At 40.6% G+C, this 21,551-nt stretch carries 17 protein-coding genes and 1 tRNA gene; 10 read left to right on the top strand and 8 right to left on the bottom strand.

The features are described 5' to 3' along the window. Window position 1: 1 nt before the first annotated feature. A complete protein-coding gene (yfcC, locus tag ABZP26_RS06340; protein WP_368485502.1) occupies window positions 2-1,405 on the bottom strand; it encodes a putative basic amino acid antiporter YfcC in 1,404 nt (467 codons plus the stop codon). A gap of 141 nt (window positions 1,406-1,546) precedes the next feature. Beyond that, on the bottom strand, window positions 1,547-4,474 hold the full coding sequence (locus tag ABZP26_RS06345) for a TonB-dependent receptor (RefSeq protein ID WP_024601165.1): 2,928 nt from the start codon (window positions 4,472-4,474) through the stop codon (window positions 1,547-1,549). Between the two features lie 350 nt (window positions 4,475-4,824). Between ABZP26_RS06345 and ABZP26_RS06350 the strand changes: the two genes are divergently transcribed. Further along, window positions 4,825-6,525 carry a cyanophycinase gene (locus ABZP26_RS06350; protein WP_368485503.1) on the top strand — a complete coding sequence of 567 codons (1,701 nt, stop codon included), beginning with the start codon at window positions 4,825-4,827 and terminating at the stop codon, window positions 6,523-6,525. 90 nt (window positions 6,526-6,615) lie between these two features. After that, window positions 6,616-7,167: a flavodoxin family protein gene (locus ABZP26_RS06355; protein ID WP_024601163.1), complete on the top strand. Its 552-nt coding sequence runs from the start codon at window positions 6,616-6,618 to the stop codon at window positions 7,165-7,167. Between the two features lie 58 nt (window positions 7,168-7,225). Here ABZP26_RS06355 and ABZP26_RS06360 read toward each other — a convergent pair whose 3' ends face one another. Beyond that, window positions 7,226-7,819 (bottom strand): hypothetical protein, encoded by a 594-nt coding sequence (locus tag ABZP26_RS06360; RefSeq protein WP_013464625.1) that lies wholly within the window; start codon window positions 7,817-7,819, stop codon window positions 7,226-7,228. A 388-nt stretch (window positions 7,820-8,207) separates the two neighbouring features. Here ABZP26_RS06360 and ABZP26_RS06365 point away from each other — a divergent pair, with 388 nt between their 5' ends. The 3 genes from ABZP26_RS06365 to ABZP26_RS06375 all read left to right on the top strand — a co-directional run bounded on the left by ABZP26_RS06365 (window position 8,208) and on the right by ABZP26_RS06375 (window position 10,843). After that, window positions 8,208-9,701: an acetyl-CoA hydrolase/transferase family protein gene (locus ABZP26_RS06365; RefSeq protein WP_013464626.1), complete on the top strand. Its 1,494-nt coding sequence runs from the start codon at window positions 8,208-8,210 to the stop codon at window positions 9,699-9,701. A gap of 169 nt (window positions 9,702-9,870) precedes the next feature. Further along, on the top strand, window positions 9,871-10,119 hold the full coding sequence (locus ABZP26_RS06370; protein WP_008114111.1) for a hypothetical protein: 249 nt from the start codon (window positions 9,871-9,873) through the stop codon (window positions 10,117-10,119). 181 nt (window positions 10,120-10,300) lie between these two features. Further along, the gene (locus tag ABZP26_RS06375; RefSeq protein WP_368485504.1) at window positions 10,301-10,843 is read left to right on the top strand and encodes a hypothetical protein; all 543 of its coding nucleotides are present in this window, start codon (window positions 10,301-10,303) and stop codon (window positions 10,841-10,843) included. Window positions 10,844-10,860: 17 nt separating this feature from the next. Here ABZP26_RS06375 and ABZP26_RS06380 read toward each other — a convergent pair whose 3' ends face one another. From ABZP26_RS06380 to ABZP26_RS06390, 3 genes are read right to left on the bottom strand one after another with little or no spacing between them, the layout of a single operon-like run. Then, the gene (locus ABZP26_RS06380) at window positions 10,861-12,582 is read right to left on the bottom strand and encodes an EAL domain-containing protein (RefSeq protein ID WP_368485505.1); all 1,722 of its coding nucleotides are present in this window, start codon (window positions 12,580-12,582) and stop codon (window positions 10,861-10,863) included. Window positions 12,583-12,605: 23 nt separating this feature from the next. Continuing rightward, on the bottom strand, window positions 12,606-13,028 hold the full coding sequence (locus ABZP26_RS06385) for a response regulator (RefSeq protein WP_013464629.1): 423 nt from the start codon (window positions 13,026-13,028) through the stop codon (window positions 12,606-12,608). Beyond that, window positions 13,025-14,506, bottom strand: a complete 1,482-nt coding sequence (locus ABZP26_RS06390; RefSeq protein ID WP_368485506.1) for a PAS domain S-box protein — start codon at window positions 14,504-14,506, stop codon at window positions 13,025-13,027. Before ABZP26_RS06390 ends, ABZP26_RS06385 begins: the two co-directional genes overlap by 4 nt. 299 nt (window positions 14,507-14,805) lie before the next feature. Here ABZP26_RS06390 and ABZP26_RS06395 point away from each other — a divergent pair, with 299 nt between their 5' ends. Beyond that, entirely contained in the window at window positions 14,806-15,975 is a 1,170-nt protein-coding gene (locus ABZP26_RS06395; RefSeq protein WP_368485507.1) for a MerR family transcriptional regulator, read from the top strand. A 277-nt stretch (window positions 15,976-16,252) separates the two neighbouring features. Here ABZP26_RS06395 and ABZP26_RS06400 read toward each other — a convergent pair. Then, window positions 16,253-16,329 (bottom strand) — tRNA-Pro (locus ABZP26_RS06400). Window positions 16,330-16,445: 116 nt separating this feature from the next. After that, entirely contained in the window at window positions 16,446-17,069 is a 624-nt protein-coding gene (locus tag ABZP26_RS06405; RefSeq protein WP_024601157.1) for an arylesterase, read from the bottom strand. Here ABZP26_RS06405 and ABZP26_RS06410 point away from each other — a divergent pair, their 5' ends adjacent. The 4 genes from ABZP26_RS06410 (at window position 17,070) to ruvA (ending at window position 21,551) form a co-directional block, all read left to right on the top strand. Next, a complete protein-coding gene (locus ABZP26_RS06410) occupies window positions 17,070-17,783 on the top strand; it encodes an ABC transporter ATP-binding protein (RefSeq protein WP_368485613.1) in 714 nt (237 codons plus the stop codon). It begins immediately after the preceding gene. Continuing rightward, window positions 17,773-20,274 (top strand): ABC transporter permease, encoded by a 2,502-nt coding sequence (locus tag ABZP26_RS06415; protein WP_036956153.1) that lies wholly within the window; start codon window positions 17,773-17,775, stop codon window positions 20,272-20,274. The genes ABZP26_RS06410 and ABZP26_RS06415 overlap by 11 nt, the downstream gene beginning before the upstream one ends. A gap of 132 nt (window positions 20,275-20,406) precedes the next feature. After that, the gene (gene ruvC, locus ABZP26_RS06420; protein WP_008114131.1) at window positions 20,407-20,931 is read left to right on the top strand and encodes a crossover junction endodeoxyribonuclease RuvC; all 525 of its coding nucleotides are present in this window, start codon (window positions 20,407-20,409) and stop codon (window positions 20,929-20,931) included. Between the two features lie 2 nt (window positions 20,932-20,933). Continuing rightward, a complete protein-coding gene (gene ruvA, locus ABZP26_RS06425; RefSeq protein ID WP_008114133.1) occupies window positions 20,934-21,551 on the top strand; it encodes a Holliday junction branch migration protein RuvA in 618 nt (205 codons plus the stop codon).

Raw genomic sequence — 21,551 nt, forward strand, 5'->3', positions numbered from 1 at the left:
TTTATTGATAATTAATAAAGTAAGCAAGAAATATAAAGCCGCTTGCTAATACAAAAAGTGCTAGGGCAAAGCGCCAAATAAACGCAGCCCATTCTCCCCAATCTAATTTCACTACCCCTAAACAACCAATTAAACTAGCTGAGGTGGGAATTAAAATGTTGGTTAATCCATCGCCTAATTGAAAGGCCAATACCACAATTTGCCTTGATACATTGAGCAAATCGCCAAGTGGAGACATCAGTGGCATAGTGATGGCAGCTTGCCCTGAACCCGATGAAACAAAAAAGTTAAATACACTTTGAAACACCAGCATTCCCCAAGCTGCAATGTAATCTGGCACACTGGCTATGCTGTTTGCACAGTAATAAAGCAGGGTGTTGAGGGTTGAGGGAGTGGTTAAATCACTACCCCCTAATAGTAATACAATGCCTTTAGCCAATGCGACCAATAACGCCGCTGGCAATAATTCTTGTGCACCGTGTTTAAACGCATCCGCGCACTCATTCGCGGTTAGCTTTTTAAACACGATGGCAATTATTGCACTGATAAGGCCAATGCAAAAAAACTGTGCAGCAAGCTCAGGAATATAATATTGGCGCGCCATCACCCCCCATACAACCCAAGCTATGCCCAATACAAACACTAATAATGTGAGTGCATCGGCTAGGCTAAGTTTAATCGTTGGCTGATCACCCGTTTTTTGGGGTTGTGTTTTTATCCGTTTTGCATAGCGCATAGTAAACACAAGGCCTACAAGGGTAAAACAAGCCCATGCTAACATACGAAAGCCCGCACCTGAAAACACTGGGATTTCAGCTATCGATTGCGCTATAGCAATGCTAAACGGGTTCATCCATGAGGTGGCAAAGCCTATTTGCGTGGGCACATAAGTTGTAAGTACAGTGACTTTAGCGTCGTAGCCAAGTTGTTGCATAATAGGGAGCAGCACAATACAAAAGGCAATAGCCTCTTCACCCATACCAAATACCGCGCCGCCTAACGAAAATAGTAAAAACAGTAAGGGAATAAACAGCCATTCAACCCGCTGGGTCTTATTAATAAGTGCCATAATACCGTTATTAATCGCACCGGTTTTCATAATAATGCCAAAGGCACCGCCAGTGATTAAAATAAACGCCATTACGCCAATCGCTGCACCATATTTATCACCCGATACGAGGCCTTCAAACAATACATTAGCTAAACCAATCTCGCCACCTTGTGCAAAAACAGGTGGTGATTGTTGGTCGTTAACGGCTTGATATTGTGAAAGCTGCACAGTATGGCTGTCAGGCTCAGCATTAAATACCCCAGGGGTAATAAATACCGTGGCCATATAGGCAATCACTGCCACGCAAAGCAAAATGATGCTTGCATCGGGCATAGAAAATTGTTTTTGTTTCATAATTTCACTTTAATAAAAGGTCATTCTGTTGATGCGTAAATAAACGCTTAAACGTACTTTAGCACTTAATAGGCAGTGTCACTGTAGCCATGACCTGTAATAAAAGGAATGCCGCAAAGCGTTTGCTTTGCGGCTAAGCGGTTAAAAACGGTAGCTAATACTTAATTTGTAATTAGCACCTAGGGCATTATGGTTGATTGAATCAAAGCCACGGCTTGAACCATAAAGTGTGGGTGGCTCTTTATCAAAAATATTATTGATGCGCGCGCGCAAAGTCAGCGATTTATTAACATAGTAACCCGCTGATAAATCCCAAACGAGCCAGTCATCAACCTGATGCTCACCTTTTGAGTCTAATACGCCAAGTGAATCTAGCTCATCAATTTCACGGCTACGCAGGCCTTCTATATCATCTTCGTAGCTGCTGGTGTAGTTTGCACCTAAGTTAAGGTAGTAACTTTGCGCTTCCCAATCTATTGACATACGCGCAATATTTTCAGGATAACGATAAGTTCCCACCAGCTTCTCTAACGAGTCAGACCCCGGTTTATTACGTTCAAACTCAAGGTAATGAGTGCCATCAAAGGCAAAGGTTAAATCGCCGCTTGGTAATACAAACCTATGGTCAAACTTAAAGTCTATGCCAGCTAATGTTTGTGTACCAGTGTTTTCAAGTGGGATTGCATGATCGCGAAACAGCGGTAAAAATAGCTCGTCATCACGTGGGTTAAATTCATCTATATAACTGCTTAAAATCTCAGTTAAATTAGCGCCGTCTTGCTCTATGTTTAAACCACTGTTGTCGGTGACATCACATAATGCTTCATCGTACGATATGCCTTGCTCGCCCGGTGGTACAATGCCACAGTGACGAAGTGACGCATCGGTTATGGCGCGATCTAACACAGCGGTCATGTTGGTATCGATTACTTCTTCATGATCAAACTGCCAATAATCAATGGTTAAATTAGTATTAGCCGAGGGACTCCATGCAAAACCGACACTAATAGCCTCAGATTCTTCTGCATTTAGATTTGGATTACCTAACTCTAACGAATTAACACTCACTTGGGTGCCATCACCCATACAGTATAAATCGGCTACAGCTTGGTTTGCACCACAGTCAAAAGTAGATTGTGTGGTTCTTAATTTAACGCCAGCCTGTGTTAATGATGGTGCTCTAAACGAGGTTGACCATGAACCACGAACAACTAACGAATCAGTTGGGCGATAGCTCAAACCTATTTTAGGATTAAAGGTGCCACCAAAATCATCGTAATGATCGTATCGACCTGCTGCTTGCAGCTCTATTTGCTCTGTGAGTGAAATACTTAATTCAGCAAACGCTGCATATTGAGTGCGATCGGCTTCTGATAAACTAGAGCCAAAGCCAAATACATCAACAAGATAGTCTTTATCTGCTTGAGCTTGTGAATCAAGCGAAGGAATGTCGCTTAGCTCTTCACGGCGTGCTTCTACCCCAAATGAGGCATAGGCAGGTAGGTCGTTAAAGGTAAATAGCTCACCATTAAAATTAGCATCCCAGCCGTAAACTGTACTTTCTCCGCTGCGTGTTGGGCGAGCTTGCGCTGTTGCCAAAACGGCATCATTAGCGGCGTCGCCTTGAAGGAAAGGGTTGTAAAAAGGCAGCAGTTCTCCCGATGCACAGTTTAAGTCAGTACCGTCATAACTTGCCAGCGTACCGTCTGAACATAGCTCGCCGGTGATAGCGCCATGGAACTGGTAACGATTATAAACTCCTGCAATCGCTTCTTGCTCTGAACGTGAGCGAGAAAAGGTTACCCCAGATTCCCAACCCCAATCACCAATTTCACCACTTAGACTGCTTACCAAGCGAAAGTTTTTCGTTTCTACTTCCACCGTTCTTGGGGCATTAAAGCGCGCATCAAATGCAAAACCATACACTTCTCGACCACTTTGGGTATCAAATGGGTCAATGTAGAGTTGATCTAATAAATCATTACTACCATCGGCATTATCGTAAATAAATAAGGCGTCTTCTAAAACATACGGGCCGTCGTCGTCATTAATTTGGTTAATAGGTGAGGGCGATGAGTACGCTTTTGCCTTGGTCTGACTGTAAAAAAAGTCAGTATGCCATTGCATACCACCAAGCTCACTATTAAACATAAAGCCGGTTGAAAGGCTTTCAAATGGCGTTTCTAGGTAATCATCTTGATTAGGGTAGTAAGCACAAATTTGTTCATCTAATTCAGTAGTAACTAATTCGGTTTTGCAGTTTGGTGATGGAAGTTCGTTACCATCTCGGCTGCTGAAATAATAAATATTAGGTGAGTTCTCCAGCTTAGGTAAATAGGAGTAACCATTCACTAAAGAGGGAGAGGCCGTGTAATTACGATCGGTCGCTTTAAAAGCGTTACGGTCATATATATCAGCAAATACCGTTAAGTTACTTTCGCCTATTTTTGTACCATAAACTAAGTTTAATTGTTTTTTACTTTCGTCATGCTGATCAAAGCTATCGGCAAACGAAGTATTAATTTCAGCGCCTTCAAAATCATCTTTTAAAATATAGTTAATAACACCTGCCACAGCATCGGCACCATAAACGGCTGATGCGCCTGTGGCTAAAATATCAATGCGCTCAATGGCGGCTAGTGGAATAGAGTTTACATCTACAAAGTTTTCAGTACCTGCAGCAAATGAACTAGGCGCAACTCGGCGGCCATTTATTAATGTCAGCGTTGCTGATGGCCCCATGCCTCGTAAGCTCGCTGCTGATTGACCGGCTGGTGTTGAAGTAGACGTACCGCCACTTTCAGAGGTTGAAAATGTGCCGCTTCCGCCCTTAAAAACAGATAAATCTTTGAGTAATTCATGAATGGTATTAGCGCCAGAGCGTTTGATTGCATCTTGGTCTAGTACGGTTAATGGGATAGTTCCCTCAAGATCAACGCCTTTTAAGCGAGATCCTGTTACTTCTACTCGTTCAATGTTGGTGTCGGTGTTGGTTTCTTGTGCATGTGCAAAAGTGATCGGGTTCAGTAATGCGCTTACTGTGGCCGCAATTGTTAGTTGACGAAACATCTTAAATACCTTTTGTCTTTTTAAGCGCACAAAAACATACAAACAGATCTGTGGCTTTTAATTGTTATATTTTTAGACAGGGCAGTGGTGAAATGACACGCTAAGCCCCTCACTGTGAAAAAGTGAGGTGGTGGGCTACTCGTCAAACCACTCCGAAAGGTAGTGTGGTGAGTAGAAATATGTTGTAAGCAAACGTGCTTTTTTAAACATAATTCTCATTCCAAAAGGTTTTTGACAAAGCCAGCAAAGGGGTGCTAGCTTACTCGCGTTTTAAAGTTCCTTTTTTTTATAGCAAGTGAGAGACGCTCTCGCAAGTTATTTCTTATAATTTTTTACATGAGTATAACATAATGGAACGAATATATTTACCAAACAAACGGTTAGCTAAATCGCGCATAATAACGGCTGTTTTTTCGTTTTTTATTGCTTTTTCGCTGCAGTTAAGCGCAAAAGAATCTGAACAAACGTTAGTATTAGTCGGCGGTGCACTCACAACGTGTGCTAGTTTAAGCCCTAAAAATTGTGAAAAAAACACACAAATTCCGGGTAAAATACATAATGTATTTGCGCTCTCCCACGCTAAAATTAGTCAAATAAAGCAACAATGGCCAAGTAAAAATACGCAAGCTAAAAACAAAACTATTAAAAATTTAGCAACAATGCAGGCTAAATCATCACCCACATTGTCAAAAAAAGAGCTGTTATGGTTATGGCGCGATATTGATAGTAAACAGCTCAATAGTTTAACGGATCAAGAATACAATTTTGTAATAGATATGCTTGAAGTAGCGCAGCTGCAGGGCGACAATACGCGACTAAAAGAGCAGGTCAATACCGCGCTTAATAGCGAATCCGCCGCGACAGATATTTTGCAATTTATATCGGGCAGTTTAAAAGTAAAAAGTACTAACCCGAGCATACTAGCCATTACCGCCTCAAGCAGAGACCCTTATGAATCTGCTGATTTTTACGAAGGATTACTTCGTTTTCCCAATGTAAATTCACAATGGCTTGCATTAACCCCTGCGCTTGCTAAAGCAATAACTACCAATAAATGTGATGATTTAAACACGCTTAGGCACTCTGAAATGGGGCTATATCAACGTGAACATATTTACCCTGATCGCACTCAAGCAGAATATTTGCTGTGTAAAAACGGCACAGACGCTTTAGTGCAGCTAATCAAAAATAGTACCGGTGTTATGTTTAATGGCGGCGATCAAAGCTTAACGCGCAAGGTATTGTTTGATGAAAATAATCAGCCATATCCATGGACAAAAGCGTTACAGTCTCGCCCTGTTGTTGTAGGTACAAGTGCAGGCACCGCAGTGCAAAGTGGCGGGCAAGCGCACGGTGGTAATGTGGTTATGATCACTAATGGCACAAGTTTATCGGCATTGAAAGAAGGCGCGCAAGCCATTGATGCGCCCAGTGAGCGCTCAAACAGCGATAGTTTAACTTACAACCGCTTTGGGGGTTTAGGCACATTTAGTTACGGTGTACTCGATACACACTTTAGCGAGCGAAACCGTACATTAAGACTAGGCACTTTGCTCGACAGCTTTGGTGCAAATCAAGCTCAACCCGCATTTGGTTTTGGTGTAGACGAAACCACCGCCTTAGTGGTTATTAAATCTGAATCAGGGAATTTAATGACCGTAATTGGTAAAAATGGTGTGGTGATGGTTAAATCAACAGGGCAGGCTCAGGCTGAAACTAAAACCTACAGTTACTCGTACTGGCCTGCTGGCAGTGTGATTGATATTAAAAATAATGATTTTACCTTAAGTCAGCGCAGTATTAGCCAAGCATTGCCAGCAATTAAAATACCGCCTTTGCCGGTTCAGCGTTTCGGCAGTATTTTAACGGATGCCAAATTGCGCTCTTTAACGCAAGCCATGTGCTTGAGCCAAGAACAAACAGCTGTTGGTCAGCAAGATGCGTTTATTATTAGTCTATCAACTAAGCCTGAGTCGGCTTATCACCGTATTAGTGCTGAGCAGTATGGCTGTGCGGTGAGTAATTTAGAAATTTCAGTGAGTACCTTTTAATTTAATTAAACACGCTGCTTAGTTGATTTTAGATTAAGCGGCCATACTATATTTAAAGCGTGTTATTAAATCACAACAAAAGGAAGGTTCATGAGTAAAGTAGCGGTTATTTATTTTTCTGGATATGGCCATACCAAAAAAGTGGCGGAATTTGTGGCTGATGGAGCAAACGCTCAGCTTATTGCAATCGATGAAAATGGTGATATTAAAGACACCGATTGGGATGCATTAAACAATGCAGACGCCATTATTTTTGGTGCACCTACCTATATGGGCTCATACCCTTGGCAGTTTAAAAAGTTTGTCGATGCCACCTCTAAAGTGTGGTTTACCATGGGTTGGAAAGATAAAGTGTTTGGCGGTTTTACTAATAGCGGCAGCCTAAATGGCGACAAACAAGTCACCCTAATTAGTATGCAAACGTTAGCTTCACAGCATGGTGGAATTTGGGTAAGCCTAGGGTTACCACCCGCCAATAAATTGGAATCAACCCGTCAAGACATCAATAACTTAGGCGGTTCGGTTGGCGTATTAGTACAATCACCTACTGATGCTGACGAAACGGCTATTCCATCAGGCGATTTAGAAACGGCTCGTTTATACGGTGAGCGCGTTGCTGAAATAGCAAAACGATTAAAGTAAAAATGACCTAAATTAAGTTTATTTAATCCGTAAAGCCACACTTAATTAGTGTGGCTTTTTAGTTTGATAGCCCCAGTTCTTGCTTATGCTCAAGTTGATATAAGCTTGAATATTCACGTTTATGCACTTCAAATAAATACGCTCTTAACTGCTCTTTACCATGGTGAATATGCTTTATTTTAGCTGCTATGCCACACTCACTGTGCCTAACGGGTTCTATGTCTAATGATATAGCCGCTTCATTGGGTAAAATAAATTGCATATTTTGTAACTCATCAAGTTCACTGTTTATTGATGTGGGTTTTAAAAATATTCCTGTGCTTGAGATAGATTCAATGCAAAAACCTTGGCTTTGAATATTTAATTCACTTAATCGCCAGCTACGTTGAGTGCCTTTAGTATCAATCACTTCTGGGGCTGCTAACACAGTACTGAAATGGCCTAATTCATCGGTTTTAAATTGAAGTGGAAACCACAGTTGGTAATGAGCTACTTCTGCTAATAGGGTTAATTTAGCCTGACCAAGTAAATGCGCAATACCATCTGGTATTGATGTTTGTACTGTTAGTTTTGTTTCATTAATTAATGCTGTACTTTGACTAGGTTCAAACAACCCAGATAAAAAGTTAATTTCTTCGTCAGACAAATCCATGTATTTTCCTTAATACGTAAACTGTAGATTCTATTCCTTACAAGGTTACTGCCCAATGAATGACCAGTTTATTATTTTGTAAGATTTGGCCTGTACGGCTTTATTTTTATACAATTTATAATCTCAACTTTCCTGGCTGAATTTATAAGTAATTGATTTAAATTAATTATATTTCATTTTAAGCTTGTTTAGTTAAATCACTGAATAAATCTTTTGGTATTCTAACCCCAATAACAGCAATAAGTTAAGTAATAAAGTGTACATAATTAAAGCGCTCTTCAACGTTTTTATACCAACTATGCGTAAATGAGACTTAGGTCTAGCTTACGAAGCATAAGGAAATACTTAGAATAGCGCCCAAATAATAATGGGGTTTAAGGGGTTCCAAATGCAATTAGAACGAATTCGTCGTAGTGACTTACACAACAAAGTGATGTCTGCAGAGCAGGCCAGTTTATTTATTAAAGACGGCATGACCGTGGGCATGAGTGGCTTTACTCGTGCTGGTGAAGCGAAAGCTGTACCACGTGCACTTGCCGAGCGTGTACGTGAAAACCCAATGAAAATTAACCTAATGACGGGCGCGTCATTAGGTAACGACTTAGATAAGCTACTTACTGAATCAGGTGCGTTAGCGCGTCGTATGCCATTTCAGGTAGACAGCACATTACGTAAAGCAATTAACAACGGTGAGGTCATGTTTATTGACCAGCATTTATCAGAAACTGTTGAACAGTTACGTAATCATCAGTTAACTATGCCAGATGTAGCGGTCATTGAAGCCGTAGCTATTACAGAAGAAGGCCACATAGTACCTACAACGTCAGTGGGCAACTCAGCAAGCTTTGCTATTTTTGCTAAAGAAGTAATTGTAGAAATTAATATGTTACACCAGCCAGAGCTTGAAGGGCTGCACGACATATACATTCCATCGTACCGTCCAACGCGTACACCCGTGCCACTAGTGAAAGTAGATGACCGTATCGGTAGTACTGCTATTCCAATCGATCCGGCTAAAATTGTGGGTATTGTATTTACCAATCAAAGTGACTCATTTTCAACAGTAACCGACCCAGATGCCGATACCGCCTCTATTGCACGCCATTTAGTTAACTTTTTTAAAGAAGAAGTAGCGCAACAGCGCATGCCTGCAAACTTAGGCCCATTACAAGCGGGTATTGGTAACATAGCCAACGCAGTCATGATGGGTTTACTAGACTCAGATTTTAAAGACCTCACTATGTACTCAGAGGTACTACAAGATTCTACCTTTGACTTAATTGATGCGGGTAAACTTAATTTTGCCTCTGGGTGTTCAATTATTTTATCAGAGCGTTGTAACGCACAAGTATTTAATAACCTTGAAAAGTACCGCGATAAGCTAGTACTTCGCCCACAAGAAATGTCGAATCACCCTGAAATTGTGCGTCGTTTAGGTATTATTGCAATTAACACGGCACTTGAGTTTGATATATATGGCAACGTTAACTCAACTCATGTGTGTGGTACTAAAATGATGAACGGTATTGGTGGCTCAGGCGACTTTGCACGTAATGCGCATGTATCGGTGTTTGTAACTAAATCAATTGCTAAAGGCGGCGCTATTTCAAGCGTGGTACCTATGGTAAGCCATGTCGATCATACCGAGCACGATGTTGATATTTTAGTGACCGAGCAAGGCCTTGCTGATTTACGTGGATTAGCGCCACGCGAACGGGCTGTTGAAGTAATTAAACACTGTGTACACCCCGATTATCGCAACGCTATGCTTGATTACTACGAGCGTGCTTGTGTACGTGGCGGCCATACGCCTCATATTTTAGAAGAAGCATTCAGCTGGCATACCCGCCTTGAACAACAAGGCACAATGAAGCAAAGCTAATACTTAAAACCCCGCATTTGCGGGGTTTTTACAAATACTTTTAATTTTGCTTTACAGAATGTTGTTATGACTTTGCCTATAAGGTGGTTTAAGTTTTTACTGTGTGCTGTAAAATAACCGCATATTATTGACAGACTCGCTATGGCGAGCAACACATAGAGCAACCACAATGGAAAACAAACTAACTGCAATCGACACCCTCGCTGAACTTGAAAGCTTTTTACTGCAAGTTGAAAACGGCGGCTTAGGTTTAACCGGCGTAGCAGGCGTGGGCATGGCAACTAACAATGCTGACGGCAGCCGTTTTGTCGCGGTGTTTGATGACAAGCAACAACTTTTATTAGCACGCGAAATTACCGAAGAGATTTTTCAAAGCGGCCAAGACATGGTGCGCAACGGCGTAGGGCGTAAGCATTAATTCCTTACTACTAATTTAAAAAGCGCCAAATGGCGCTTTTTTTGTGGTTTATTTTAAACAGGTGTTAAATATAAAATAAATTTATACTAACGGTGCTCTTTGTAATGGTTTTACTATATAGAAAAAAATAATCGATAAGGTGAGATTATGATGATTCAACCGTTATTAGGTGTTAGTTAGTATGGACTTTATTGCTATCGGACTTTTCTTTTTAGTCCTTCTAATCGCTTTATCTATTGTTTGGGGAACGCTAAAAACGGGAATTTCACCGATGATGAGCTCAAGCAAAGCGCGCCAAACTATGCTTGCTGCAATAAGCATGGATGAAAAAGGCGCATTAATTGATTTAGGTTCAGGTTGGGGAACGCTTGTTATACCGGTTGCCAAAAAGCATCCTAATAAACAGGTTATTGGCTATGAGTTATCGTGGTTTCCTTGGTTAATTTCAATGCTTTTTAAATATAGTTTAGGTTTAGATAACCTTACCCTCTATCGTAAAGACTTTAAAAATGCCGATTTTAGTACAGTGTCTACTCTGGTGTGTTACTTGTTTCCAGGTGGTATGGTAGCGCTTGAAGAAAAGTTAAAACATGACGTAGTTAATAATAAAATCACTATTGTGAGTAACACCTTCGCTTTGCCATCATATAAACCAACTAGAGTGATCAAGCTTAAAGATTTTTACCAAACACCAATTTATGTGTATCACTGGCAACCCAAATAGAGGAATATTATTTAGGGTCAGTGCTTAGTTGATGTCATATTTTTTATCCATAAGTTCATCTTCTCTGCAGACATTGGTTTGGCAATATAATAACCTTGCCCATGATAGCAACCCATACCGATAAGTACTTTTTCGAGCTCTTGTGACTCTATCCCCTCTGCAACTAGGTTATACCCAAATGCTTTACTTAGCGCCACGATACACGTAACGATGGACTTGTCTTCATGGTCTGATAGGAGCTTTTTAACAAAGCTTTGATCTATTTTTAATGTATCTAAAGGTAATTTTTTTAAGTAACTCAACGAAGCGTAACCTGTACCAAAGTCGTCTAGCGCAATACTTACCCCTAAATTTCGACAACCATTGAGAACGTCGACTGCTTGGTCAACGTTTCCAATTGTAGTGCTCTCTAAAATTTCCAATTCGAGGGTTTTTGGTTTTATATTATTAGTGCTGATGAGTAACTCTCTGAGGTTTTCAACAAAGCCCTCACTAAGTAAATGAGCTGGAGAGATGTTCACACTCATAGAAAGATGATTTCTTGTCCAAATTTTATGCTGTTTTAAGGCCTCAGCAAGTACCCATTCACCAATTAAAATACCAATGTGTGGATGCTCTAATGCCTCTGAAAAGTGACCAGGATAAAGTAAACCCAAAGTAGGGTGATTCCAGCGTATTAAGGCTTCAACGCCAATCAACTGGTGATCCATCAAATTGACCTTTGGTTGATAATGCAAAATAAATTCTTTGCGAGCAATGCCTTTTTCAGCAGCCAATAATAAATCATGTTTTGCATGCCTTAGGCTTTCTTCTTCTGGATCAAAAAACAGAATTCGGTTTGTTCCTGATCTTTTTGCTTGGTACATTGTTTGATCGGCTCTGCGTAAAATGTCATCACAAGTTAAGCCATCATCACTGGGAAGTGCAACGCCGATGCTGACTGAAATTTGAACGGAGCACGAAAACTCTGCTAATTTTATTGGGTCGTTTACCTCAATCAGCACCTCTTGTAACAGAGTCTCATATTCTTGTATCGTGTGCGCAGCCCCTCTTAATAAAAAGATAAACTCATCTCCGCCAATACGCGCGAGTGTATCTTCTTTGCGTAATGTGCTTTTTAGTCTTTGGGCAATAGTTTTCAAAACGAAGTCACCGGTTTCGTGACCGTATTTGTCATTAATGGGTTTAAAATTATCTAAATCTAAATAGGCAACGGCGAGCTTTTGCTCAGATGTAATGGCCTGTTGGAGTTGATCAATTAAAATAGGGCGGCTTGCTAAGCCTGTTAGGCTATCGTAGTGTGCCATGTCATGGAGTTTTTTTTCTAAGTTTGCGCGTTGAATGGAGCTAGATATAGAGTGTATCAACTGATCGCTTTTTAATTGATTTTTAAGTAAATAATCGCTTGCTCCTAGCCGCATAGCTTCTGCTGCTATTTTTTCATCTCCCAAGCCCGTGACCATAATCACAGCACAGTGGTTATTTTCAGTCTTTCTAATATTATTTAGCAGGGTAAGCCCCGATCCGAAACCTAATCGGTAATCAACAATGACACAATCAAACTCACCATGTTCAAGATAAGACATCGAGCTTTCAATAGAGGATGCCTCTGAAATTTTCGCCTGTATATTTGAGCGAGATATCATACGACGTATTTGTTCTCTATCAACCGCATCGTCATCAACAATGAGTAGGTTAATACTGTCGCAGGTTTCAAAATTATCTATTGAAGTTATCATATCCATATCTCTTGCAAAATGGCTTATTCAAGCTCAACGGCATGTATATAAGCATCCATAAGTGTCGCTAATTTGGCAAACTGCGGGCCAATTGCATGTTTCACCATATAACCTGCTACGTTGTTATGGTACGCGCGAGTGCGGTCGTTATCCTCATTGGAGGTTGTTAGTATAAATACAACGGTATCGTTTAATTTTTTATCTTTACGAATATGCTCTAAAAATTCAAACCCATTCATCACTGGCATATTCAGGTCTAGCAATACTAAGTAGGGCTCTGATATTACTTTTTGTTGTGCTTTTTCTCGTAACGCATCTAACGCCAGTTTTCCATTTTGTTTCCAAATTATTTTAATTTTAGGATCCACTTTTTTTAGGCTTCTTGTTACGGCTTCCGCGGCAACATCATCGTCTTCAACAAGCAGTATAGATAGATTTTTGATCATAAATTCTCTTTCCTTGCAAAGCGCGGCCACCAAACATGAAATGTAGACCCTTTTTGCGGTTCATTTGAGCTAACGGAAATGCGCCCACCATGAGCTTGTGCCAGACGCCGACTAATAGACAGCCCAATACCTGAGCCTGACTTATCGTCAGAGGTTGTTTGAAATAAACTAAAAATACGCTCGTAAGCCTCTGCTGGTATACCGGGGCCATCATCAGTCACAGTGATATGGCAAAGCGTATTTTCTGCTACACAACGAATCTCTATAGTTCCATCTTTAGTGTCGTGGTGTTTAATGGCGTTACTTAATAAATTGCGGACAACGGTTTCAAGTGGCGTCCATGCAGTGACGATAGTATCTAATTGAATGTCTTTATGAAGCTTCATTCCAGCCGGTAAATCTAACAGTTCGGTAACGTTAGAAATTAATTTATGCATATCGATTACTTGAGTATCTTGGGTAGCTTTACCCGCCCTTGCATAGGCCAATAAATTATCGATTAACGTCTCCATTTTATGAATACGATCATCAATACGCGTTAAGTTGTATTCTACTTCAGGCGTGGTAGTGCCTAAATCTTCTTTAATCCATTCAATTAAGTTTGAAATGCCCCGCAATGGAGAGCGTAAATCATGAGAGGCTACATAGGTAAACTCTTTCAGGCTTGTGTTATTTTCTTTTAGCTCAGTTTCCATTCGTTTTCGTTCTGTTATATCTAACAACGAAACAAATACCATGTCTTCATCATTGGTATTTATAAAAGGGCTCAAGCCCACTTCAACGGGGAATTCTTTACCGTCTTTGTGTAACGCGGTTAAATCTCTGCCTACTCCCATACTTCTTACACTGGGTTCACGGTGGAATGAATGACGAAGTGCTGAGTGATGTCCTTGGTAGCGCTGGGGCAATAGCATTTCCATTTTTTTATCGAGTAGTTCTATTTCACTGTAGCCAAAAGATTTGCATAACGATTGATTTACCGCTTGTATAATGCCTGCTTGGTCAACTATTAACACACCATGTGGCGCAGCCTGAATAGATCGTTGAAACATATTATTTGCGCGCAGCCTTTGCGATATATCAACCAATGTAGCTAAAACTAATTCTTGTTGTCCGTGTATTGGGTTTAAACCTATTTCAATTGGGATTTGTTTACCACTTTTTTGACTCGCAAATAACTCACGGCCTTCACCCATTAAGCGTTTTCGAGGGTTAGCAAAAAACTGACTCATCAAGTGGGTATGATTGGCTTTAAATTGAGCTGGAAGTAAACTATCTATGTTCATCCCTATGAGTTCTGAATCCTCATAGCCTAGTATTTCAGATAGTTGATTATTGGCAAAAAGGATCTGAGCATCAGTATTAACTACCATTGCCCCCATGGGTAAACAATTAACTAGTTGAGTTAAAAATGCTTCATCCATATTTACAGTTAAACTTGGTGAGTTAGATTTTTTATTTACTTTTTTAAGGTCCATCAAGCATCCCGCAAGTAAATTTAGTTCCCATAATATAGTAATAGTCGAACAAGTAATGAACAGCAAATCTAGCGAAAGATCATGTTATTTAAATGCTCATTTTAATGATTTCTTCTTATATTTTAGCGAGTCATTATGGACGTACTGTTCAGTGTAAGGTATATAAAAAAGGCGCGTTTCTTCCAGCTATTTACAAAAATAATTTCATACCAACACAAAGAGTTTAGGTTGACACTTGACCTGTCTATTACTCTATAGTTTACATTTAACATCGCACTTAAAAATGTATGGAGTTATATGTGTATCGTATTTCTGAGCTAGGTGCATTAGTTGGTTTGTCGAGGACAACTTTACTTTATTACGAAAAGCTTAATCTAATTTCTAGTAAGAGGTTAGAAAACGGCTACCGAGTATATAGCGAAAGAGATTTACAGCAGGTGCGTTTAGTTCAGCACTTACAAAGTGGTGGGCTGAGCTTGGCTGAATGTAAATCTTGCCTCGATAGTAAGTTAGATAGGTCTGTTCTTAAGTTTCGTTATGGCGAACTAGAAGAAGACATTAAACGAAAACAAAAGTCATTGGCTTTGTTGTCGTCCCTATTAGGAGAAAACAGTAGTAAGTCATGGCATGAAATGCTTAGCGAAGTCGCTCCAGATGCGCATATTGACTGGTTAAAAACTCAAGGGTTTAACGAAAAGCAAGCTCTAAGAATTAGATGGTTATCAAAAGATATGAACGAACATGACAAATATATGCAAGATTTTATGAACATATTTGCAGCACTAGAATCTTGGGGGCCTAATAGTGAAGAGGACACGAAAAAAGCGTTTCATTTACTTAGTAACAATCCTAAACGAATTTTAGAGATTGGTTGTGGTAAGGGTAACTCAACAATATCACTCGAAAGATTATCGAACGCAGAAATAATAGCGACTGACAATGATCAAAGTGCGCTTGATAAATTAGAAGATAAAATAAAGCAGCATAACTTGAGTGAGCGGGTATCAACTAAATGCATCAGCATGACAGAATTAAACTTTGGCACTAAAAAGTTTGACGTTATTTGGGCTGAAGCCTCGGCTTATGTAATGGGTATAGAAAACGCCCTAAAAAAATGGAAATCGTTACTCATCGACGATGGCGCTTTGGTTTTTAGCGATTTAGTTTGGTTAACTGACAGCCCAAGTCAAGATGCTATTGATTATTGGAAGAGCGATTATCCAGATATACAAACAGTTAATACTCGTAAATCACAAATAGAAAAAGCGGGCTACCAGCTTCAGCATACATTTACAGTATCAGAGCAGGCTTGGAAGAATTATTACGAGCCACTTGAACAGCGCTTACAAGATGTTGCATTAAAAATGACTGGGTCACGAGCTGTGGTTGATATTCAAAATGAAATAGATTTATATAAATCTCATTTAGGCGAATTTGGTTATCAGTTTTTTATTGCTAAAAGGCTTTAAGACATTAATAACCATGGGCTAAACCCATAGAATAAATAATTTTAGCTTAAACACTATCCATATTAACCGGTTGAATGGTGTTTTTAATTATTATTTGAAAAGTATTTAAACGAGGTGTGATGCCACATAATCTAAATACCATGGAAATCAAAAAGCAGAAAAACAGTCAATAAATTGGTTGGTGCGATAATTGTACGATATTTTTTTGTATTAAATTAGGTAGAACGAAAGGAAAATGGTTTTTATTGAATAAAACTAAGTTTTGAAGGGATTTAAATGGTCGGTATGGAGAGATTCGAACTCTCGACCCCTGCCACCCCATGACAGTGCGCTACCAAGCTGCGCCACATACCGACTTCGACTGCAATAGTACGTGTATTTTTAAAAAAATCAATAAGCATTTGTTTGTTTGGATGTTTATTGCGCAAGCGTTTAATATTAAGCGCTTGCGCCAGAAGTTTTACACGGCCTTACTCTTTATTTAACCACTGGTTGATCGTGTTATACATTTCATCTCGTAGTATTGGTTGCGCAGTTTTGTTAGGGTGTAAGTTATCGTTTTGCATTAGCTCGCTTTTGCCTGCTACTTTAAGTACAAAAAACGGCATTAAATACGAGCCTGTGGCTTTGCTAACACTGGCAAAACTATCGGTGAACATTTTACTGTAACGTGGGCCATAGTTAGGTGGAATATAAATTTCCATTAGCGCGGTTTGTGCATCTATTACTTGGCTTTTTTCAATTAGAGCGGTCAAGTTGTCTTGCATTTTAGTAACTGGAAAACCGCGTAGACCGTCATTAGCGCCAAGCTCTATGAGCACATGAGTTGGTTGATATTGCTCAAGCAATGCATCAAGTCTGCGCAGTGCGCCACCAGTGGTTTCACCGCTAATACTGGCATTAACTAAATTGATATTACGTTGCTCGGCATCGTATTTATCTTGTAACAATTGCACCCAGCCTTGTTCTTGTTTTAAGCCATAGGCTGCGCTTAAACTGTCACCAAGTATTAAAATCGTGTTGTTAGCTGCCGCAGTAAGGGGGTTAATAACTAAAAATAAAATAAATACAAAACGTAGGATTGAATGAGTCATATGTCAGCGCTTTCTCAATTAAATATAATTCAAGTAAATGGTTTGTCTAAAGTTGTATCTACCCTTGAAGGTGAGTTGTCCATCCTCAGCGACATCAGCTTTAATGTCAAGCACAGTGAGTCTGTTGCTGTTGTTGGCACGTCGGGCTCAGGTAAATCCACTTTATTAAGTTTATTAGCAGGGCTTGATACGGCAAGCAGCGGCGAAGTAATGTTAGATGGGGAGCCGCTGCACGAATTAGACGAAGAAGCGCGGGCCGCACTCAGAGCTGCAAAAGTTGGCTTTGTGTTTCAGTCTTTTATGTTGGTACAAAGTTTAACTGCACTTGAAAACGTGATGCTACCGGCAGAGCTTGCAGGTAAAGAAGACGCCAAAGAACAAGCGCTCGCTTTGCTTGAAAAAGTAGGCTTAAGCCATCGGGTTGATCATTACCCGTCGCAGTTATCTGGTGGTGAGCAGCAGCGTGTTGCGATTGCCCGTGCGTTTGTGGGTTCGCCAAAAATATTGTTTGCCGATGAGCCATCAGCTAACTTAGATAGCAAAAATGGCCATATGATTGAATCGTTATTATTTGATTTAAATAAGCAAAACGGTACAACCCTCATTTTAGTCACTCACGATGAAGCCTTAGCACAAAAATGTGAACGCATTATTCAAATAGAGGCGGGGGAGCTGGTACAAAATTCAACAGAGGAAATGGCAAATGTGGGCTAAATTAGCGCTTAAACTATTTTCTCGTGAGTTTCGCCGTGGTGAACTAACCGTAATAAGCGCAGCCATTGCACTGGCAGTATTAACCGTGCTTACTTTATCTATGGTAACTGAGCGAATTGCACAAAGTATTGCGCAAAAAAGCAGTGCATTTATAGCAGCAGATCGTGTTCTTGCCAGCAATCACGCCATAGATACCGCCTTTATAACCAAAGCAGAACAACAAAACTTACAAACTGCACAAATGGTGTACTTTGACACTATGCTGTTTGCAAACGATCAAATGCAGTTTAGCTCGGTAAAGGCTGCATCAAACAGTTACCCGCTTAAAGGCCAATTGAAAGTTAAGTCGGGTTTGAATGCTCAAACTGAGGTTGCACCCGGTGCGCCAAGCCCTGGTAACGTATGGTTAAGTGAGTCAGTTTTTTATAGCTTAAACATAAACGTAGGCGACCAAGTTGAATTAGGTGCCGCGTTATTTAATGTTGAAAAGGTGATTGTAGAAGAACCCGATGCGCCATTTAATGTGTTCTCTAGTAGCCGTAGGGTGCTCATAAACATAGATGATGTGGCAAAAACCGAAGTAATACAGCCAGGCAGTCGTGTATTTTACCGCCAGTTATATGCAGGTGATGAAAACGACATCAATAGTTTTTACGATTGGTTAAAGCCGCAACTCAAAGAAAACCAAAACTGGTATGGTGTAAAAGACCGCCAGTCTCCTATTTCAAATAGCTTAAACAGAGCCGAAAGCTTTTTATTGTTAGCAGGTTTGTTGGGCATTATATTAGCTGCAGTAGCCATTGCGGTGTCAGCTAAACGTTATTGTGAGCGCCAATACGACCCAGTCGCAATGATGAAAACTTTAGGCGGCAGCCGCGACATGATCCGCAAAATTTACCTTATGCACTTATTAATGGTGTGTACGATGGCGGTAGTTGTTGGCCTTGCTATTGGTTACGGTTTACAAGAAGTTGCAACTGGTTACCTTGCAAAAAGCATGGGAACCGAACTGCCCATGGCAGGGTTTAAACCGTGGTTAGTGGCCATTAGCACCGGGGTTATTTGTGCGGTTATGTTCTCTATTAAGCCATTGTTAGACTTATTTGATATTCCACCACTTAGAGTGCTTCGCCGTAATTTAGGCGATCGCCTTGCGGTAAGTAAAATCCATTTAGGACTTAGCGCCTTAACGGTATTTTTATTAATGTGGTTATTTAGTAACAATATTAAAATTACCCTTATTTTATTTGCCTCAACGCTTGCGCTTATTTTAGTGTTGTTTTTAATTTCTAAATTGATATTTGGCGGGGGCCGCAAGCTTGGTTTAAAGCCAGGTAACAGCTGGTCGTTGGCTATTGCGTCTATTCAAAAGCGCGCCAATGTTAATGCGGTGCAGCTAATTAGTTTTTCGCTAGCGATTAAATTACTGTTGTTTTTAATTGTGCTAAAAAACGACATTATTTCGGATTGGCAGTCTCAGTTACCAAGCGATGCACCTAATGCCTTTTTGGTTAATATTACGCAAAATGAGCTGGATCCGGTAAATGAATACTTAGCGCAAAAAGGCATTCAAGTGTCGGAGTTTTACCCAACGATTCGTGGCCGCGTGAATGCAGTAAATGGCGAAGCAGTAGCACGTGAAGTGTCATTGCAAGACAACGAGAAAAAAGACGAAGAAGCCCGCTCAGGCATTGGCCGCGAGCTTAACTTAACTTGGCTTAACGAAGTCCCCTCACAAAATGACATTATAGATGGCCAGTGGTTTGGCGATGACGCAGTAGCTGAGGCCTCACTTGAAGAGTCGATGATGAAGCGCCTTGATGTGAAAATGGGCGATACCCTCACGTTTTTAATTGGTGCGCAGTCGTTCGACGCTAAAATTACCAGTGTACGTAAAGTTAATTGGGCCACGCTTAAACCTAACTTTTTCATTATTTTAAGCCCTGATGTGTTGAGCAGCTTTCCGGCCACCTATATTTCATCAGTACGTATTGAGCCTGAGCAAAAGCGCGACTTTAGCCAGCTATTGCGAGCATACCCTACTATTACAGCGATTGATGTAGACAACTTTGTTAAACAAATTCAATCGACTATTGAGCAAGTGTCGTTAGCTATTGGCTTTGTACTGGCTATTGTGGTGTTGTGTGGCGCGTTGGTACTTATATCGCAGGTGCAAGCAAGCTTAGGTGAGCGCATGCAAGAAATTGTAATATTGCGTACGTTAGGTGCTAAAAGCCGATTAATAAAAAATGCCACCTTGTATGAGTTTTTATTACTGGGCGGTTTAGCCGGACTAGTTGCTGCATTTTTCAGTGATATAGCACTGTTAATAGTACAGCAGCAAATGTTTGATTTGGCAGGTAAGCTGCATCCTAATATTTGGGTTATTGGCCCCGTTGCTGGTGGCGTGTTTGTAGCAGGGTTAGGCTATTTTATGATTGCCCGTACGCTTAAACAAAATACTCAAGGCTTAGTGCGCGCTTTAGCGTAAACTTTGCGGCCAAATAGCGTTTAAATGCCTACTTTTTAAGTAGGCATTTTTGTTTTTGCTTTGTACTGGTAATTTATACAGTGCTCTGGCATTATTAGCACTATTAATAAATAACAATAATGAGAGTGCTGTTTGGCCATAATTTTAGGGATCGATCCGGGCTCGCGTTTAACGGGTTACGGTGTGGTTGCGCATCAAGGTGCCAAGTTTACATACTTAGGCAGTGGCTGTATTAAATTAGCCGATCATGACTTTCCCACCCGACTTAAAATGATTTACCAGGGCATTACGCAACTTATAGAGCAATTTTCGCCTGAAACATTTGCTATAGAAAAAGTATTTATGGCGCATAACCCTGATTCTGCTTTAAAGCTAGGTCAAGCCCGTGGTGCTGCGATTGTCGGTGCCTCTATGGCCGACTTACCGGTTTTTGAATACTCAGCACGGCAAATAAAGCAAGCCGTTGTGGGTAACGGTGGGGCAGATAAATCGCAAGTTCAACATATGGTTAAAAACATACTTAAACTGCCAGGTACGCCGCAAGCCGATGCGGCGGATGCGCTTGCAATTGCAATTTGCCATGCCCACTCTGAACAAAATTTAATAAAACTAGCGGGTAGCGCAAGCAAAACCGTTAGAGGACGTCTAAGGAAATAACAATGATAGGTCGCTTAAACGGCGTGTTAGTTGAAAAACAGCCCCCAGAAATACTATTAGAAGTGAGCGGCGTTGGCTACGAAGTACAAATGCCAATGACCTGTTTTTACGATTTGCCTAAAGTAGGCGACAACGCCATTGTGTACACTCATTTTGTAGTACGCGAAGACGCACAGTTATTGTTTGGCTTTAATAATAAAACCGAACGTGCGTTATTTAGAGAGCTGTTAAAAGCCAATGGAGTAGGGCCTAAATTAGGCTTAGCCATTTTGTCGGGCATGTCGGCGCAGCAGTTTGTAAGTTGTGTAAATAATGAAGATGCCACTGCCTTGGTTAAGTTGCCAGGGGTGGGCAAAAAGACCGCAGAGCGCTTAGTGCTCGAAATGAAAGACAGATTAAAAAATTGGGGTAATGACTTATTTACCCCATTTAGCGATAGCGCCGTAATAGAGCCTGCGAGCGATGCAACTATAGCCAATAATGCGGCCGATGATGCGGTTTCGGCGTTAGTGGCGCTCGGTTATAAATTGCCACAAGCGCAAAAAGCAGTAAAATCAGTAAGCAAACCCGATATGTCGACTGAGGTTCTAATTAAAGAATCTTTGAAATCAATGCTGTGA

It is taken from the genome of Pseudoalteromonas sp. SD03 (assembly GCF_040937955.1).
Lineage (GTDB): Bacteria > Pseudomonadota > Gammaproteobacteria > Enterobacterales > Alteromonadaceae > Pseudoalteromonas > Pseudoalteromonas tetraodonis.

What these genes read in the sequence shown, in the direction of transcription:
- yfcC (WP_368485502.1), bottom strand. Translation starts at nt 1,405, where the DNA reads ATGAAACAAAAACAATTTTCTATGCCCGATGCAAGCATCATTTTGCTT.
- ABZP26_RS06345 (WP_024601165.1), bottom strand. Translation starts at nt 4,474, where the DNA reads ATGTTTCGTCAACTAACAATTGCGGCCACAGTAAGCGCATTACTGAAC.
- ABZP26_RS06350 (WP_368485503.1), top strand. Translation starts at nt 4,825, where the DNA reads ATGGAACGAATATATTTACCAAACAAACGGTTAGCTAAATCGCGCATA.
- ABZP26_RS06355 (WP_024601163.1), top strand. Translation starts at nt 6,616, where the DNA reads ATGAGTAAAGTAGCGGTTATTTATTTTTCTGGATATGGCCATACCAAA.
- ABZP26_RS06360 (WP_013464625.1), bottom strand. Translation starts at nt 7,819, where the DNA reads ATGGATTTGTCTGACGAAGAAATTAACTTTTTATCTGGGTTGTTTGAA.
- ABZP26_RS06365 (WP_013464626.1), top strand. Translation starts at nt 8,208, where the DNA reads ATGCAATTAGAACGAATTCGTCGTAGTGACTTACACAACAAAGTGATG.
- ABZP26_RS06370 (WP_008114111.1), top strand. Translation starts at nt 9,871, where the DNA reads ATGGAAAACAAACTAACTGCAATCGACACCCTCGCTGAACTTGAAAGC.
- ABZP26_RS06375 (WP_368485504.1), top strand. Translation starts at nt 10,301, where the DNA reads ATGGACTTTATTGCTATCGGACTTTTCTTTTTAGTCCTTCTAATCGCT.
- ABZP26_RS06380 (WP_368485505.1), bottom strand. Translation starts at nt 12,582, where the DNA reads ATGATAACTTCAATAGATAATTTTGAAACCTGCGACAGTATTAACCTA.
- ABZP26_RS06385 (WP_013464629.1), bottom strand. Translation starts at nt 13,028, where the DNA reads ATGATCAAAAATCTATCTATACTGCTTGTTGAAGACGATGATGTTGCC.
- ABZP26_RS06390 (WP_368485506.1), bottom strand. Translation starts at nt 14,506, where the DNA reads ATGGACCTTAAAAAAGTAAATAAAAAATCTAACTCACCAAGTTTAACT.
- ABZP26_RS06405 (WP_024601157.1), bottom strand. Translation starts at nt 17,069, where the DNA reads ATGACTCATTCAATCCTACGTTTTGTATTTATTTTATTTTTAGTTATT.
- ABZP26_RS06410 (WP_368485613.1), top strand. Translation starts at nt 17,070, where the DNA reads ATGTCAGCGCTTTCTCAATTAAATATAATTCAAGTAAATGGTTTGTCT.
- ABZP26_RS06415 (WP_036956153.1), top strand. Translation starts at nt 17,773, where the DNA reads ATGTGGGCTAAATTAGCGCTTAAACTATTTTCTCGTGAGTTTCGCCGT.
- ruvA (WP_008114133.1), top strand. Translation starts at nt 20,934, where the DNA reads ATGATAGGTCGCTTAAACGGCGTGTTAGTTGAAAAACAGCCCCCAGAA.